At 61.1% G+C, this 15,942-nt stretch carries 15 protein-coding genes and 2 pseudogenes; 14 read left to right on the top strand and 3 right to left on the bottom strand.

The genetic code is table 11. The features are described 5' to 3' along the window. The first annotated feature begins 41 nt into the window (after positions 1-41). Entirely contained in the window at positions 42-3,812 is a 3,771-nt protein-coding gene (locus AC1DX3_RS10860) for a beta strand repeat-containing protein (RefSeq protein ID WP_476989300.1), read from the top strand. A 17-nt stretch (positions 3,813-3,829) separates the two neighbouring features. Here the strand turns inward: AC1DX3_RS10860 and AC1DX3_RS10865 are convergent, their stop codons facing one another. Further along, positions 3,830-6,049, bottom strand: a complete 2,220-nt coding sequence (locus AC1DX3_RS10865; RefSeq protein ID WP_476989301.1) for a bifunctional diguanylate cyclase/phosphodiesterase — start codon at positions 6,047-6,049, stop codon at positions 3,830-3,832. Between the two features lie 211 nt (positions 6,050-6,260). Here AC1DX3_RS10865 and AC1DX3_RS10870 point away from each other — a divergent pair, with 211 nt between their 5' ends. The 13 genes and pseudogenes from AC1DX3_RS10870 to AC1DX3_RS10930 all read left to right on the top strand — a co-directional run bounded on the left by AC1DX3_RS10870 (position 6,261) and on the right by AC1DX3_RS10930 (position 14,008). Next, positions 6,261-6,857 (top strand): glutathione S-transferase N-terminal domain-containing protein, encoded by a 597-nt coding sequence (locus AC1DX3_RS10870; protein WP_476989302.1) that lies wholly within the window; start codon positions 6,261-6,263, stop codon positions 6,855-6,857. Between the two features lie 102 nt (positions 6,858-6,959). Further along, positions 6,960-8,033, top strand: a complete 1,074-nt coding sequence (gene prfA / locus AC1DX3_RS10875) for a peptide chain release factor 1 (RefSeq protein WP_476989504.1) — start codon at positions 6,960-6,962, stop codon at positions 8,031-8,033. A gap of 33 nt (positions 8,034-8,066) precedes the next feature. Further along, the gene (locus AC1DX3_RS10880; RefSeq protein WP_476989303.1) at positions 8,067-8,264 is read left to right on the top strand and encodes a hypothetical protein; all 198 of its coding nucleotides are present in this window, start codon (positions 8,067-8,069) and stop codon (positions 8,262-8,264) included. Positions 8,265-8,272: 8 nt separating this feature from the next. Next, positions 8,273-8,665 (top strand): hypothetical protein, encoded by a 393-nt coding sequence (locus AC1DX3_RS10885; RefSeq protein WP_476989304.1) that lies wholly within the window; start codon positions 8,273-8,275, stop codon positions 8,663-8,665. A 12-nt stretch (positions 8,666-8,677) separates the two neighbouring features. Next, positions 8,678-9,490 carry an MOSC domain-containing protein gene (locus tag AC1DX3_RS10890; protein WP_476989305.1) on the top strand — a complete coding sequence of 271 codons (813 nt, stop codon included), beginning with the start codon at positions 8,678-8,680 and terminating at the stop codon, positions 9,488-9,490. Positions 9,491-9,548: 58 nt separating this feature from the next. Next, entirely contained in the window at positions 9,549-10,259 is a 711-nt protein-coding gene (gene gpmA / locus AC1DX3_RS10895; RefSeq protein ID WP_476989306.1) for a 2,3-diphosphoglycerate-dependent phosphoglycerate mutase, read from the top strand. Positions 10,260-10,344: 85 nt separating this feature from the next. Continuing rightward, positions 10,345-10,512 (top strand): annotated as a pseudogene (locus AC1DX3_RS10900) (DUF559 domain-containing protein); the annotation flags it as partial. Positions 10,513-10,535: 23 nt separating this feature from the next. Further along, positions 10,536-10,661: pseudogene (locus AC1DX3_RS10905) on the top strand (DUF559 domain-containing protein); the annotation flags it as partial. A gap of 87 nt (positions 10,662-10,748) precedes the next feature. Next, entirely contained in the window at positions 10,749-11,414 is a 666-nt protein-coding gene (locus AC1DX3_RS10910; protein WP_476989505.1) for a bifunctional diaminohydroxyphosphoribosylaminopyrimidine deaminase/5-amino-6-(5-phosphoribosylamino)uracil reductase RibD, read from the top strand. Positions 11,415-11,482: 68 nt separating this feature from the next. Beyond that, on the top strand, positions 11,483-12,736 hold the full coding sequence (locus AC1DX3_RS10915; RefSeq protein ID WP_476989307.1) for a pentapeptide repeat-containing protein: 1,254 nt from the start codon (positions 11,483-11,485) through the stop codon (positions 12,734-12,736). A gap of 153 nt (positions 12,737-12,889) precedes the next feature. Beyond that, positions 12,890-13,255, top strand: coding sequence for a GFA family protein (locus AC1DX3_RS10920; protein WP_476989308.1), 366 nt, complete (start codon positions 12,890-12,892; stop codon positions 13,253-13,255). After that, complete coding sequence (locus tag AC1DX3_RS10925) at positions 13,249-13,674, top strand: EVE domain-containing protein (RefSeq protein ID WP_476989309.1); 426 nt, start codon at positions 13,249-13,251, stop codon at positions 13,672-13,674. The genes AC1DX3_RS10920 and AC1DX3_RS10925 overlap by 7 nt, the downstream gene beginning before the upstream one ends. After that, complete coding sequence (locus tag AC1DX3_RS10930) at positions 13,664-14,008, top strand: hypothetical protein (RefSeq protein WP_476989310.1); 345 nt, start codon at positions 13,664-13,666, stop codon at positions 14,006-14,008. Before AC1DX3_RS10925 ends, AC1DX3_RS10930 begins: the two co-directional genes overlap by 11 nt. A 137-nt stretch (positions 14,009-14,145) precedes the next feature. Here the strand turns inward: AC1DX3_RS10930 and AC1DX3_RS10935 are convergent, their stop codons facing one another. Both AC1DX3_RS10935 and trxB read right to left on the bottom strand, forming a co-directional pair. Beyond that, complete coding sequence (locus tag AC1DX3_RS10935) at positions 14,146-14,625, bottom strand: Hsp20 family protein (RefSeq protein ID WP_476989311.1); 480 nt, start codon at positions 14,623-14,625, stop codon at positions 14,146-14,148. Between the two features lie 132 nt (positions 14,626-14,757). Beyond that, entirely contained in the window at positions 14,758-15,798 is a 1,041-nt protein-coding gene (gene trxB, locus AC1DX3_RS10940) for a thioredoxin-disulfide reductase (protein ID WP_476989312.1), read from the bottom strand. Positions 15,799-15,942: the final 144 nt, after the last annotated feature.

Genomic DNA, 15,942 nt, shown 5'->3' on the forward strand with positions numbered 1-15,942 from the left:
GCCTCAGGCGCTCGCAATGTGGGCGAATGGGAGGCGAAGCCATGACTGTAGTGTTGGGTGAAGAGAGTGAAGCCCTGGTCAATACGACGACGGCCGGGGGGCAGTACGGTTCGGCCGTAACCGCCCTGAAAGGCGGTTACTATGTCGTCACCTGGACGTCCAGCGATGGCACCAGCGCCGGCGTTTACAGCCAGATCTACGACGCCGACGGCAATCCGGTCGGCAGCGAATCCTGGGTCAACACCGAAACCTTGCACGATCAGGGCGCGCCGGCGATCACCGCGCTCGACGACGGCGGTTACGTCATCGTATGGCAAAGCCTGGGGCAGGACGGCAGCGGCAACGGCATCTATCTGCAACGCTTCGACGATCAAGGTGCGTTTGTCGGCCTGGAAACTCAGGTCAATACCACGACCGCCAACCAACAGGTCCTGCCGAGCGTGGCCGGGCTCGACGATGGCGGCTATGTCGTGACCTGGTCCAGTTTCGGCCAGGACGGCGGCGGTTGGGGCATCTTTGCCCAGCGCTATGACGATCAAGGCGTGGCCGTTGGCAGCGAGACCCAAATCAATACCTATCACGTCAATAACCAGACCGCGCCGGTCGTTACGGCCTTGCTGGACGGCGGCTATGTCATCGCCTGGCAAGGCGCGGCCGAGGATGGCAGCGGCAATGGTATCTACGCGCAAGCCTATGATGCCGACGGCAATACGGTCGGCGGTGAAATTCATGTCAGCACGGAAACCGCCGACGACCAGAGCCGCCCCGTCGTGGCGGCCTTAAGCGACGGCGGCTATGTCGTCACCTGGATGAGCCATGGCCAGGATGGTGACGACTGGGGTATCTATGCCCAACAATATGATGCGTCGGGCACAAGTGTCGGTACGGAACAGCATGTCAGCACGACGATCGCCGGGCCTGAGGAAAGGCCCTCGGTAACCGGCCTGGCCGATGGCGGCTATGTCATCGCCTGGCAAGCGCCCGATGTCGACGGCCATACCATCTATTCGCAGCGTTACGACGCCACCGGCGCCGCCGTTGGATCCGAGACCGCGGTCGCTGACGACAGCCACGACCAGTTCGACGTCTCCATTACCGGCACGGCCGACGGCGGCTATGTTGTTACCTGGACCACCGATGACGGCAGCGGCGCCGGCATCCAGTCGGTCCGCTACGGCGTCACCGGCACGGTCGATCAAACCGGAGACGCCACCGCCAATACGCTAGACGGCACCGGCGTCGAGGCGCATCTGGCCGGGCTCGCCGGTGACGACATCTATATCGTCGACAGCCACAGCGACGTCGTTGTCGAAGCGGACGCAGAGGGCACAGACACCGTCCAGACCCATGTCGATGACTATACCTTAACGGCCAATGTCGAAAACCTGACCCTGTTGTCGGGCGCCCTCGAAGGCCACGGCAACAGCCTCGACAATATTCTCATCGGCAACAGCGCTGACAATGTCCTGCATGGCTATGCCGGCGACGATACGCTGGACGGCGGTACCGGCGGCGACACCATGATCGGCGGCACGGGCGACGACACCTATGAAGTCGACAGCGTCGGCGACACCATCGTCGAACATGCCGGCGAAGGCTACGACCTTGTCGAGTCCTCGATCAGCTATGTCCTGGGCGCCAATGTCGACGACCTGACCCTGATCGGCAACAATAACGACAGCGGCGAGGGCAACGCGCTCGACAATTTCCTGACCGGCGACGCCAGCGACAACCAGCTGTTCGGCGACGATGGCGACGACTATATCTGGGGCGGCGGCGGTACCGACGACCTCTATGGCGGCGACGGCGACGACACCTATATCGTCGACAATGCCACGACCACGATCCATGAAAATGCGCATGAAGGTATCGACGGCGTCATCGCCCTGGTCACCTACACCCTGACGGCCAATGTCGAAGACCTGCAGATGGATACCAGCAGTTCCGACAATAATGACGCCACCGGCAATACCCGCAGCAATATCATGGTCGGCAATCAGGGCGACAATTCGATCTGGGGCCTCAGCGGCGACGACGTCTTAAGCGGCCTGGTCGGTCACGATACGCTGTATGGCGGCATCGGCGACGATCTTTACGTCATCTATGATGCCGACGCCGTCATCGTCGAAAACGACGGTGAGGGCACGGACGACACTGTCGACACCTATGTCACCTATACGCTGAGCGATCATGTCGAGAACATGCAACTCGATGGCAGCGACAATATCGACGGTACCGGCAATAGCGGTGACAACTATATCGCCGACAATTTCGGCGACAATGTCCTGACCGGCGGCGACGGCGACGACACGCTCGACAGCCTCTACGGCACCGACACCCTGATCGGCGGCCTGGGCGACGACACCTATTATCTCGCCGACGCGACGACCATCGTTCAGGAAAATGTCGGCGAAGGCACCGACTGGGAAGGCGCCGAGTTCAGCTTTACCCTGGCCGACAATGTCGAGAACCTGTTCCTGATCGACGGCGCCGGCGATATCGACGGCACGGGCAATGACCTCGACAATGTCCTCGAAGGCAATGAAGGCGACAATGTTCTCGACGGCGGCCTGGGCAGCGACACGGTCGATTACAGCTTCGAAAGTGCCCGCGTCCTGGTCTATCTCGACATCGGCCAGGCCACGGGAGCGACCAGCGGCACGGACACGCTGGTCTCGATCGAAAACGCCACTGGCAGCTTCTTCAACGACCTTCTCGTCGGCGACGCCAACGCCAATATCCTCGACGGCTGGATTGGCGACGACCAGATGCAGGGCGGCGCCGGCGACGACATCTACGTCGTCGACTCCTATCACGACATTGTCCGCGAAAACATCGGCGAAGGCACCGACACCGTCACGGCCGAGGTCGATTACAAACTGTCGGCCAATGTCGAAAACCTGACCCTGACCCTGAGCGCCCTGTTGGGCACGGGCAACGACCTGAACAACACGATCACCGGCAATGACAACAATAACGAACTGCACGGCAAGGACGGCAATGACACGCTGGACGGCGGCACCGGCGGCGATTCGATGTACGGCGAGGGCGGCGACGACACCTATGTCGTCGACGATATCACCGACGTGGTCTCGGAACTGTCGCACGGCGGCGACGCCGGCGGCACCGATACGGTCCAGGCTTCCATCAGCTACCATCTCGGCAGCTTTGTCGAAGACCTGGTCCTGACCGGGACGAGTGCCCTCAGCGGCTGGGGCAACAGTGCGGCCAACAGCCTGACCGGTAATGTCGGCAGCAATGTCCTGCACGGCGGTGGCGGCAACGACACCCTGGACGGCGGGGGCGGCAGCGATACCCTGTATGGCGAAGCCGGCGACGACACCTATGTGGTCGCCAACACCACGACCAAGGTGTCGGAATATCAATACGGCGTCGATGCCGGTGGTACCGACACGGTTGAGGCCTCGGTCAATTTCGCCCTCGGCAAGTTCGTCGAAAACCTGACCCTGACCGGCACGGCGATTTCGGCGACCGGCAACGGCCTGGCCAATACCCTTATCGGCAATGGCGAGGACAATATCATCGACGGCCACGCCGGCGCCGACACCCTGACCGGTGGTTCGGGCGCGGACACTTTCGTCTTTGGACTATGGAACGGGGCCGACATCATCACCGACTTCTCGGACACGGAAGGCGATACGATCGACGTCACCGCCTGGCACCTGGCCAATGCACCCGTCATCACCTATGTCGGCGGCGACGCGGTCATTACGCTCAGCGCCAGCAACACCATCACCATCCAGAACGCCACGCCTGGCGACCCGGACATCGCCTCGCATATTCTGTGGTAGCTAGTTGGCTGTGGTAGTTAGCTAGCGCGCTGGATCTCGCCCAGATCGCCTTCGCTGATCGTCAGCTTGCGGTCGCGGCGCATCATGTCGTCGATCGCGGCCTGGGCGACGGGCCTCGAGAAGATGTAGCCCTGGATGATGTTGCAGCCGGTCTGGCGCAGGATATTCTTCTGGGCCCGCGTCTCGACGCCCTCGGCGACGATGTTGAGGTTCAGCGCCTTGGCCAGCTTGACGATGGCGCGGATGACCGCTTCGGCTTCCGGATCGACGCCCAGGTTCGACACGAACGAGCGGTCGATCTTGATCTTGTCGACCGGATAGCGGCTGAGATAGCCGAGCGACGAATAGCCGGTGCCGAAATCGTCGAGCGCGATCGAGAAGCCGATATGACGCAGGTCGCGCAGGATCATCTGGGTGGTGTGGTCGTCATTGAGCAGGACGCCTTCGGTGATCTCGATCTCGATCTGTTCGGCCGGTGTCGCGGTTTCGATCAGCAAGGCCTTGATCTCGCTCAGGAAGCTGGTACTGCGCAGTTGCGTCGCCGAGACGTTGACAGCGACCTTCAGGCCCGGCCAGCGCTTGGCGTCGGTCATGGCGCGGCGCATGACCAGGGCGCCGAGGTCGTGCATCAGACCGCATTCTTCGGCCAGGGGAATGAAATAGGACGGCGATACCGGGCCGCGAGTCGGGTGCGTCCAGCGGCACAGGGCTTCGACCCCGACAATATTGCCGAAATGGTCGACCTGGGGCTGGTAGACGACGTCGATGTCTTCGACATGGATGGCTTCACGCAGGCCGGTTTCCAGCGTCTTGCGCAGCTTGATCGTCGCGTCCATTTCGACTTCGAAGAAGGCGTACTGGCCGCGGCCGGCATCCTTGGCGCGGTAAAGCGCAAGATCGGCCTGGCGCAGCGCTTCGGCCGGCTCCATGTCGCCGTCGTGCAGCAGGGTGACGCCAATCGAGCATGACGAGAAGACCTGGCCGCTTTCCAGCGTCACGGTGCCGGTCAGGCCTTCCAGGACGCGCTTGGCCAGGGCCGCGGCGCTCAGGCCGTCGGTATCGGTTTGGATAATGACGAATTCGTCGCCGCCCAAACGGGCCAGCGTGTCGCACGAACGGATCATGGCGCCGATCTTCGCGGCATTGTGACGGATCAGTTCGTCGCCGGCCAGATGACCCAGCGTATCGTTGACGTCCTTGAAGCGATCGAGGCCGATGCACATGACGGCGACATTGCCGCCCTGTCGCGCCAGCCGCTCGCACGCCTGGTTGAGGCGGTCGGCGAACAGGGTGCGGTTGGGCAGGCCGGTCAGGCTGTCGTGCAGCGCCATATGCTTGGCCTTGGCTTCGCTGGCGATCAGGCCGCGCGCCGCCTTCTGGCTTTGGTGCAGCAGGACCAAAGCGACCAGGCCGAGGCCGAGCGAAATCATCAGAACGGGCCCAAGCGTCCGCACGAACAGGGTCCGGCCCGGCGTATCCGGCATCCAGGTCAGCTCAGCCAGGACATTACCCGTGCTGTCGTCGCGGAAAGCCACCGAGGCCGAACCTTCCGGACGAACCTGGCCCGGACGCAGCAGATGGATGTCCGACACCATATAGCGTTGCGACAGGGCGATCAGTTCGTCGCTCGACAGTTCGTGGGTGCCGATGGCAACGAAGGGCGTATAGCTCAAAAGCTTCTGGTCGGCGCTGTCGGGCAGCAACAGGCTGGCCCCGACGATATAGATGTGGCCGCCAATGGCCATCAAACGGCCGGAATGGTCGCTCGATGCATTATAGGACAGGCCGCGACTGCGGCGGTCATTGTATTGTGCGCGCAAATTGTCGACCAGCGGCATGGTTTCCTTGGCCAATCCGGCCACGACGGAATGATCGACTTCCTGGCCGTTGCGATAGGCGAAGCGAATCTGGCCCTTATCGTCTAGCAGGACATTGGATTCGAAATTGAGGAAGCTTTGGAAATAGCGGCCGATATTGTCGCGGACCCACTTGTCCTTATACTTGACAGCGGTGCTCTCGACGGCTTCGTCCCAGATGGTGATCGGAGTCATCAGCTGCGAATGGTCGTCTGCCATCTGGTTGAGGCCCAACCGGACGAGACTCTCTTCGCGGGTGCGTGACATGACGTCGGCCTGATCGGCCCACACCCACAAACTGCCCACCAAAGCACAGACGGCCACAATGACAATCAAGGCCATAGGGGCGAGCAGTTTTAGTTCGCTTGTATTGCGTTTCACCAAGGCCTCATTCTGAGGTAATAATCATTTTACCTTTGAAACTATAAGCGAAAGGTCTTAAATTAAGGCAAACACATGTCATTTTCATTTAAACACTTCTTAACACTTGCGTGCCGCGAATTTCTCACGACAACACCTGTTTAAACCTTGACGGCAAAGGGATTGAGCGCCATGCAGCCTGCCGGCGATGGTTAATGTGCGAAAGGCTGTCATGAAACTGTTTATCAATTCGGCGTCCCCCTTTGCCCGCAAGGCGCGCGTCGTTATTCGCGAAAAAGGCCTGCTGGCACGGACCGAGGAGGTCCATGTCGTACCCGTCGAAAGCCACCCCGACCTGACCGGCGCAAATCCGGTGGCCCAGATACCCGCCCTGATCGACGACGACGGCACGGCCTGGTCCGACAGCGCATTGATCGCCGCCTGGCTGGACGTTGAGGGCGAGGGGCCGCGTCTTCTGCCCGACATGGGAGACCCCTATTGGGCGATACGCAGGCTGGAAGTGGTGGCGGCCGCTATCCTGGAAATGACGGTCAAGATGGTGCTGGAATATCGCCGCCCGGAAAACGAGCGTTCGCCCTTCTGGCTCAAGCGCTGGGAGGAGGGCTTGCGCCGCGGTTTCGAACGCGCCGAAGCCATTTGCCCGGGCCCTAACGTTTTCAATCTCGGCACCATCACCCTGGCCATCGCCGCCACCTATGCCGACTTCCGCTACCCACACATCGATTGGCGCGCCATGGCACCGAAAACTGCCGCCCTCCAAGCCGAACTCGAAAAACGCCAAAGCTTTATCGACACTTACCCGAAATAGTTATAGAGCGAAGCGACAAAACCTCCATTCGCCCGCGCCGTTTACGGCGGTGGGAGGGGCATTCCTTCTACTTACCCAAAACCCTGAAAAGACCAACCCGTGATACACCTTCCCGACGCCAAGCTTGAACAGGTCATGGATCGCTTCCGCATGATCGAGGCGCGGATGGAATCCGCCACCGACGGCACGGAAATCGTCAAGCTGTCGAAAGAACACGCCGAGATCAAGCCGGTCTTCGACGCCGTCGCCCGCCTGCACAAGGCCCGCCATCAGGTGCCCGAACTGGAAGAGATGGTGGCGCTGAACGATCCCGACCTGTCGCCCCTGGCCCAGGACGAACTGGACGAGCTTAAGGTCACGTTACCCGAGCTCGAACACGGCGTCGCCCTGCTGCTGGCGCCTCAGGACAAGGACGTCCATGCCTCGGCCATCCTCGAAGTCCGCGCCGGCACTGGTGGCGACGAAGCCGCCATCTTTGCGGGCGACCTGTTCCGCATGTACAGCCGCTACGCCTCTAATCAGGGCTGGAAGGTCGAAATCGACTCGGTCAGTGAAGGCGAAATGGGCGGCTACAAGGAAATCATCGCTTCGGTCACCGGCGACGGCGTCTTCGGCAAGCTGAAGTTCGAGTCCGGCGTCCACCGCGTCCAGCGCGTGCCGGCGACCGAAACCCAGGGCCGCATCCATACCTCGGCGGCGACGGTCGCCGTCCTGCCCGAAGCCGAGGACGTCGAGATCGAGATTCTCGACAAGGATATCCGCATCGACACCTACCGCGCCTCGGGTTCCGGCGGTCAGCACGTCAACAAGACGGACTCCGCCGTACGTATCACCCACATGCCGTCGGGCATCGTCGTGACCTCGTCGGAAAAGTCGCAGCACATGAACCGCGCCATCGCCATGCGCAATCTGAAGGCCCGTCTGTACGACCAGCAGCGCACGGCGCTCGACACGGCGCGTTCGGACGCCCGTAAGAGCCAGGTCGGCTCCGGCGACCGCAGCGAACGTATCCGTACCTATAATTATCCGCAGGGCCGGGTGTCGGATCACCGCATCAACCTGACCCTTTACAACCTGCCGGCCTTTATGGAAGGCGACATGGACCAGATGATCAATGCTTTGATCAACGAAGATCAGGCCGAACGTCTGGCCATGCTTGAGGAAGAGCTGGGTTAAGGTTATGGTGCTCCCGTACATAAGGGGGTTATCATGCTGAAATTGATCAATGGAATTTTTGTAATCGCCGCGGTCGGCGTGCTGATGGGGCTGATCTTCATGGTCGGCCAAGCCCAGGCGCAGGGCGAAGACATTATGGGCGCGGTCATGGATCGCTGGTATCTGCCGGCGGCCTTCGTCGCGACCGTGATGGGCGCCCTGATCACCAACCGCAAGCCGCGTCAGGCGTAGCGCAGGTCATGGCGATCGATCCGGTCAGAGAAAAACACGAAACCTGGGTAAAGGGCATCATATCCATTTTTGTTTGGTCGGTGTTTGCGTTTCTGCTGTGGAGTGGCTTGCAGCATCACCAAGCATGGGATGATTTTGTGCGCGAGTACTGGATTTGGCCGATGCTGGCAGTCAGCACCCTGCCATGGAGATGGTCACCCACCGCAGCCAGTTTGATTTTTCCGATTCTGGCCTGGGTGGAGTTTCATGACAAATCGCTCACCACGGAAACGCTTCGTCACCTGTCCCTAGTCAACTGGTGCCTGGTGTTCGCTAACCTTCTTTGTATCATCTTCCTGATGTTATTTCTCTATGGGATGGTTTTGGGCAAACGGCCAATTTCGGAAAAGCTGGCATCGTGAAAAGGCCTGCCCATGAACCCTGAAGGTCTCATCTCCGCCCTGTGGCGCCACCCAATCAAGGGCTTCACGCCAGAACCGGTGACTGAGGCCATGCTGTGCCCGGACGACTTCTTCCCGTTCGACCGGCTCTATGCTCTCGAGGTCGGACCGGTCGGCTTCGATCCGCAAAATCCCAAAACCATCTCCAAGATGAAGTTCGCCGTTCTGGCGCGTTTCGCCGCGGTCGCCCGCTTGCGCACCCGCTACAACGAATATGACGACAGCCTCGACATCACCGATGAGGACGGCAAGTCGTGGGCCTTCGACCTGGCCAGCGAGGCCGGCCGCCACAGCCTGGCCCGTCACATCGAGACCGTCCTGGCGCGCCACGAAGAATACGATCCGGTCGCCCAGCCGCTGAACCTGCTGACCGCGCCCGATTACGACCACATCCACAGCCATTTCCGCTTCACCGATTCCGGTCGAGGCTTCGTTTCCTTCCTCAATCTCAACTCCGTGCGCGATCTTGGCCAACGCATCGGCAAGGACCTCGATCCGCTGCGGTTGCGCGCCAATATCTGGGTCGAGGACTGGCGCGCCTTCGACGATCACGCCTGGGTCGGCCACCATATCCGCGCCGGCGAGGAGGGGCCCGAGTTCGAGATCCTCAAACCGATCGTCCGCTGCGTCGCCACCCATGTGAACCCTGAGACCGCCGAGAAGGATATCGACGTCTGCACGTCACTATGGGAGCAATACGGCCACCGCGATTGCGGCATCTATGCCCGTATCGTCAAGGGCGGAACCCTGCGTCCCGGCGACCGGCTTCACGTATCGCGCACTTGACTTGGGGGCTCAGGCTTTTATAGCCATGGCATCCTCCCCACATGTCGAAAGGTGCCCCATGCCCAAGCTTATCCTTCTCCGTCACGGCCAAAGCCAGTGGAACCTGGAAAACCGCTTTACCGGTTGGGTCGACGTCAACCTGACAGCGGAAGGCGAAGCCCAGGCGACGCGCGGCGGCGAGCTGATGAAGGCCGACGGCATCCATGTCGACCGCGCCTTTACCTCAGTCCTGACCCGCGCCATGCGAACCTGCGAGCTGGCTCTGGCGGCCGCCGGCGAGTCTCACGTGCCGGTGGTCAAGGACTGGCGCTTGAATGAGCGCCACTATGGCGGCCTGACCGGTCTCGACAAGGCCGAAACCGCCGCCATCCACGGCGACGAACAGGTCAAGATCTGGCGCCGTTCCTACGACGTGCCGCCTCCGCCGCTCGCCGCCGACAGCCCTTATGATTTCAAGAACGATCCGCGCTATGCCGGCGCCACCCTGCCGGACACCGAAAGCCTGAAGACGACCCTGGACCGCGTCCTGCCGTTCTGGGACGAAACGATCGTGCCGGTCCTGAAGCGCGGCGAAACCGTCCTGGTCGCCGCCCACGGCAACTCGATCCGCGCCATCATCAAGTCCCTGTTCAGCCTCAGCGACGAGGCCATCCTCGACGTCGAAGTCCCGACCGGCAATCCTTTGGTCGTCGAACTGGACGCCCAACTGAAGCCCCTCAGCGCCCGCTATCTCGACGAAGCCCGCGCCAATCCGCTGCCCGCCATCTAAACTAGGATCTGCAACAATCCCTTCTCCCCTCAGGTGGGGAGAGGGGACAAGGCTAACGTTTAGCTTCCTTAACGGTGCCACGAGTATGAAGCCTCCCAGACGCAGACGGACAAAGCTAACGGCTCTGGCGAAAGCGTTACGCAAGGTTAATAACGCTGCGCAAGACAGTTTATGGCGTGTTATTCGCAACCGGCAGATTGACGATTGGAAGTTTCGTCGAGAATTTCCAATCAAGCCCTATATTGCCGACTTTGCCTGTATTGACTTAATCTGGTCGTGGAATTGGATGGCAGCGGGCATATCGGAAGCCGTAGAGACTCTGCCCGAAATACTTTTATGACAAACAGCGGGTGGTCGGTAGCACGCTTCCCAAGCGGCCAGGCACAGGGAAGCTGTGAACAGGTAGTGGATACTCCTATCGCTATTATAGATGGACGCGTGGCCACAAATATTAACTCACGTGATTTTCAATTCTATAAGGGAAAGCTCATGACAGACTCGGGCGACTCCATTTCTTCGGTAAACGGAGCGAGGGGGCTTTTCAGCGACTCCGACACCGCCTTCATGCGTCGCGCCATAGCCCTGACCCGTCCCGGCAAAACCTGGCCCAACCCCAGCGTCGGCTGCGTCATCGTCAGGGACGGGGCTATCATCGCCGAAGGCACGACCGGTGACGGCGGGCGCCCCCATGCCGAGGAGATCGCCCTGACCGTAGCGGGCGATGCCACAGGCGCAACGGCCCATGTCACCCTCGAACCCTGCGGCTGCCGCTCGACCGGCGCTCCGTCCTGCTCCCAACGCCTCGTTGAAGCCGGCATAGCCCGCGTGGTCTATGCATGCGAAGACCCGTCGCCTTTCGCCTCCCATGCCGGCCCCGAACGCCTGAAATCGGCCGGCATCCCGATCGAATCCGGACTTCTCGCTGACCAGGCCAAGCATCTGATTGCACCGACCGCCTATTTCCACACCACAGGCCGGCCCCTGGTCGAAGCCAGCCCCACACCCGACGGCTTCGACGCCGACTTCATCCCAATGAGCGACGATCTCCCCGCCGAACTGGCCGCCTGGGCCGCCAAAGGTTACCGTCACCTCCGTGTCGAACCGGGCTCCGAGCTGGCCGCCCGCCTGCGCCAGCTGGGCTACCTGACTGAATAGGCCCAATTTTTTAAGACTTTTGTGTCAAAACGGAACTTCTTGAAGTACGAGTGGGAAGCCAAACCGTAATGAACGCCACGGCAGGCCAGGGCCGATATACCAAGCTGTCACAGGCTCAGGTCGATCAGATCTGCCTGAAGCACGAGCGGTTTGTCACCATGAAACCGGGCGGCGGCCGCGCCGTTTTCGCCTGGTGCGACCTGTCGGGCCTCAGCCTGAAAGGCCGCGTCATCAAGGACGCCGACTTCACCGCCGCCATCCTGTCCGACTGCGATATGAGCGGCTGCGTGCTCGACACCTCCAACCTGTTTTGCGCCGATTTGCAGCTGGCCAACCTGACCGGGGCCAGCCTGCGCCGTGTCGACCTGCGCGGCGCCTGCCTGCGCGGCGCCAACCTGTCGAACTGCGATCTCTACGAAGCCGACCTGCGCGAAGGCGCCCTGGCCCTGCCCGATAAACAGGCCGGCCTGGCCTATGTCGAAATCTCGATGCGCTCCAGCGAAGCGACCTATGCCAATCTGCGCGGCGCCAATCTCGAACGCTCGAAACTGTCCGGCATCCAGGCGATGAAGGCCGACTTCACCGACGCCACCATGAAGTCGTGCAAACTGGTCCGTGCCAATCTGAAACAGGCGATCATGGACAATGTCGACTTGGCCGGCGCTGACCTGTCCGGCGCCGACTTTACCGGCGCCTCGCTGAAGGACGCCGTCATGATCGGCGCCAAGACCGACATGATGCGCACCGAACAGGCCGATATGTCTGGCGTCCTGACCGACAAGATCGTCGGAACCGACGTCAAATCCCTGCCCTATGGTGAGATGCTGCAGGACCACGCCCTGTGGGTCGACACACTCGGGAAATCGGGCAAGCCCTCGACCTTCGATCGCGCCGATCTGCGCGCACTGGGGCAGATCCGCGGCCTCAACCTGACCGCCCTGTCGGCCAAGGGCGCCATCTTCTACGGCCTCGACATGCGCAATGTCCAGCTCCAGGGCGCGCACTTGGAAGAGGCCGACCTGCGCAACTGCAATCTGACCGGCGCCGACCTGCGCGGCGTCCGCATGGCCCGGGCCCGGCTCGATGGCGCCAATCTCGAAGGCGTCAAGCTTGGCGCGCTGAAGATCGACGAAACACGTTTATTGCCGGCGGACCTGCGCGATGCCCGCATGCGCGGTGTCAACCTGGCCGATGCCGACCTGAAACTGGCGCGGCTCGAAGGCGCCGATCTGTCGCGCGCCAATCTCGAAGGCGCCTCGATGAAGCTTGAAGCGCTGGAACACGCCACCTGCGTCGGTCTGCGCGGCCGATTAGCAAGCTAATGACATTCCAAATGCGAAGCATTTGGCAAGGGCGACTGCCCGCCGCCGCCTATGCGGCGAGCCTCGCGGCGTTTGAGCATTAAAAAGTATACTGACATTTTTTGGCAGTAGTGACGTGTAATTCTTGTCTCCTGACAACCATGGGAGATGAACATGACCATTCATGGCAGTTGCCATTGCGGCGCCACCAAATTTACCGTCGAGGCCGAGCCCACTTCGCTGACCCAATGCACCTGCAGCATCTGCTCGAAAAGCGGCGGTCTGTGGGCCTATTACAAGCCTGATCAGATCACGTTCGAGCCGTCGAAATCGACGGCGACCTATCGCTGGCAAAGCATGATCGTCGAACATAATTTTTGCCCGACCTGCGGCTGCACGACCTATAACCGCTCGCCGGACTGGTCGACCGGCTCGCCCGACTTCGCCAATATCAATATTTCGGTCAATGCCCGGCTGTTCGACGATTTCGACTACAGCCAGGTTCCGGTTACCGTCCTCGACGGAAAGAACCTGTGGTAAAATTCTGGCTGGCCGTGGCCTGCGCCGAACACGTCCGGCGTGGGCGCAGCGAAGGCTTCATGCAGGTCAATCACGGCAAGCAAGGCCCACTGAAACGCATGAAGCCGGGCGACGGCATCGTCTATTATTCCCCGTCGCAGAAGATGGGCGCCAAGGACGGTTTCCAGAGCTTTACCGCCATCGGTACGATCAAGGACGGGGAGCCTTACCAGGGCTTCATGTCGGAAGGTTTCCAACCCTTCCGCCGCGACGTCGCCTGGCTGGATGGCCACGAACAGCCGATCAAGCCCTTGCTCGCTAAACTCGACCTGACACGCGACAAAAATTGGGGCTACAGTCTGCGCTTCGGTGTGCTGGAACTCAGCGCCGCCGATTTCACGACGATTGGGGAAGCGATGGGAGACGGTCATGGCCTATAGCGAACTTACTGCCATGCGCATACGCGACGCCCTTCAGGCCGGCGGCGTTACGACCAGCGAAAAGCGCATGATGGGCGGCGTGATCTTCATGATCGCCGGCCATATGCTGATGGGACTGAAGACACTCAAAACCGGCCAGGAGCAGTTCATGTTCCGCGTCGGCAAGGACAATGAGGATAAGGCCCTGGCCATAACCGGCACCCGCCCCATGGTCCACGGCGACCGCCGGATGCCGGGCTTTCTTTTCGTCCTGGAAGACGATTGTCCGGCGGAGGCCTTCACCTCGCTGATGGCCATGGCGTGCGATTACGTTTCATCCCTGCCGCCCAAATAAAAAGACCCCCGGCTTGTCGTCCGATACGTCGCCGGGGGAGGGGCGGGACGATCGAAGGGGCCGGAGGTCAGGGGGATCAGGGAAAAAACGAAAGTAGAAACTTCCCCGGGACGCCTATCCCGGGAAAGGGGTAGAGATTACTCGGCGGCCTGCAACACAGGCGCGGAGTCGTTCGCCGAAGTCTTGATCGCGATCGTCTTCGGCTTCTTGGCTTCCGGAATCTCGATCGTCAGTTCGATCGACAGAAGGCCGTTGGCCAGGTCGGCGCCGGTGACGCGGATATGATCGGCCAACTGGAAGCGACGCTCGAACGAACGTTCGGCTAGGCCACGATGCAGGAAGGTGCGATTGGCTTCATCGCCGTCCTTCTTGCCGGTGACGGTCAGGACGTTTTCCTTCACTTCGATATTGAGCTGTTCGGGCTTGAAGCCGGCGACAGCCACTTCGATGCGGTAGGAGTCGTTGGCGCCTTCACCTTCGGCAGCCAGGCGCTCGATATTGTACGGCGGCCAGCCCGGCGCGGCTTCCGTGCGGGCGGCGCTGTCGAGCAGGTTGACCAGGCGGTCGAAGCCGACGGCGGAACGGTAAAGGGGGGAAAAATCGATAGCAGTACGCATAGGGCTCTCCTTCAAGAAGCGAGGCAATACAGGCGCGTCATCGCAACCCGTAAAGGTTTGATTTGGTTGAACATCCACGTCCCCATATGGGCAACGCTGCCAACCAGAAGACCCGGTGTCGGCGCCTTCGCTTTATGATTTGGTAGCGACTTTTTGCCGTTCAAGAGGCAGGTGCGAAAATTCTTCCTCAACCTCGGCCGCGGTCAGTAGCGCGTGGTGATGATCTTCCTCCGCCAGCAGTCGCACAGCCTCCAGGGCCGCTTGACAGCCCATACCGGCGGCTGTGACGGCCTGGCGATAGACGTCGTCGGTAACGTCGCCGGCGGCGTAGACGCCGGGGATCGAAGTCTTCGGCGTGCCGGGCTCGACGACCAGATAACCGCCGGTCTTGGTTTCCAACTGGCCTTCGAACAGGCTGGACGCCGGCGCGTGGCCGATGGCGATGAAGACGCCGTCGAGATCGATGACGCGATGTTCGCCGGTCTGGACGTTCTCCAACCGGACGCCGGTGACACCCATACCGCCGAATTCATTGCTTTCGCCAAGGATTTCATCGATCGCTACGTTCCAGATCGGCTCGATCTTCGGATCGTGCATCATGCGCTCGATCAGGATTTTCTCCGCGCGCAGCTGATCGCGGCGATGGAAGAGATAAACCTTGGAAGCGAACTTGGTCAGGAACAGCGCCTCTTCGACGGCTGTATTACCGCCGCCGACCACGGCCACGACCTTGTTGCGATAGAAGAAGCCGTCGCAGGTCGCGCACGCCGAGACGCCGAAGCCCTGATAGGTCTTTTCCGACTCGATCCCCAGCCATTTGGCCTGGGCCCCGGTGGCGATGATGACGGTCTCGGCCAGGAATTGCGCGCCGCTTTCGGTTTCCAGCAGGAACGGCCGCTTGGACAGATCCGCCTTGGTAACGATCTCGCCGATGACTTCCGTGCCCATATGGACGGCCTGGTCGCGCATCTGGTCCATCAGCCATGGGCCCTGCACGACCTCGGCGAAACCCGGATAGTTTTCGACATCGGTGGTGATGGTCAGCTGTCCGCCGTCCTGGGGGCCCGTGAAGATGATCGGCGCCAACAGGCCACGTGCCGCATAGATGGCGGCGGTCCAGCCGGCAGGGCCGGTGCCGATAATGGCGCAACGAACGGAGCGGGGTGCTGACATGGGACTCTCGGAATCGCTAAAGGTTAACAGCCCTCTAGATAGGAACTGTCACCGCGATTGTCACGATGAATCCCGGCGGGCACGCTGCTTTTCGAAAACCTTACATCCTCGACGGGCTCCCCGTATCTCAAAAGTTTTTTGCCT

It is taken from the genome of Asticcacaulis sp. P2_B1, assembly GCF_056404915.1.

Excerpts from the sequence above, each read along its gene's own strand:
- AC1DX3_RS10860 (WP_476989300.1), top strand. The coding sequence starts at position 42 with ATGACTGTAGTGTTGGGTGAAGAGAGTGAAGCCCTGGTCAATACGACG.
- AC1DX3_RS10935 (WP_476989311.1), bottom strand. The coding sequence starts at position 14,625 with ATGCGTACTGCTATCGATTTTTCCCCCCTTTACCGTTCCGCCGTCGGC.
- trxB (WP_476989312.1), bottom strand. The coding sequence starts at position 15,798 with ATGTCAGCACCCCGCTCCGTTCGTTGCGCCATTATCGGCACCGGCCCT.
- AC1DX3_RS10910 (WP_476989505.1), top strand. The coding sequence starts at position 10,749 with ATGACAGACTCGGGCGACTCCATTTCTTCGGTAAACGGAGCGAGGGGG.
- AC1DX3_RS10915 (WP_476989307.1), top strand. The coding sequence starts at position 11,483 with ATGAACGCCACGGCAGGCCAGGGCCGATATACCAAGCTGTCACAGGCT.
- AC1DX3_RS10880 (WP_476989303.1), top strand. The coding sequence starts at position 8,067 with ATGCTGAAATTGATCAATGGAATTTTTGTAATCGCCGCGGTCGGCGTG.
- AC1DX3_RS10890 (WP_476989305.1), top strand. The coding sequence starts at position 8,678 with ATGAACCCTGAAGGTCTCATCTCCGCCCTGTGGCGCCACCCAATCAAG.
- AC1DX3_RS10930 (WP_476989310.1), top strand. The coding sequence starts at position 13,664 with ATGGCCTATAGCGAACTTACTGCCATGCGCATACGCGACGCCCTTCAG.
- gpmA (WP_476989306.1), top strand. The coding sequence starts at position 9,549 with ATGCCCAAGCTTATCCTTCTCCGTCACGGCCAAAGCCAGTGGAACCTG.
- AC1DX3_RS10920 (WP_476989308.1), top strand. The coding sequence starts at position 12,890 with ATGACCATTCATGGCAGTTGCCATTGCGGCGCCACCAAATTTACCGTC.
- AC1DX3_RS10870 (WP_476989302.1), top strand. The coding sequence starts at position 6,261 with ATGAAACTGTTTATCAATTCGGCGTCCCCCTTTGCCCGCAAGGCGCGC.
- AC1DX3_RS10885 (WP_476989304.1), top strand. The coding sequence starts at position 8,273 with ATGGCGATCGATCCGGTCAGAGAAAAACACGAAACCTGGGTAAAGGGC.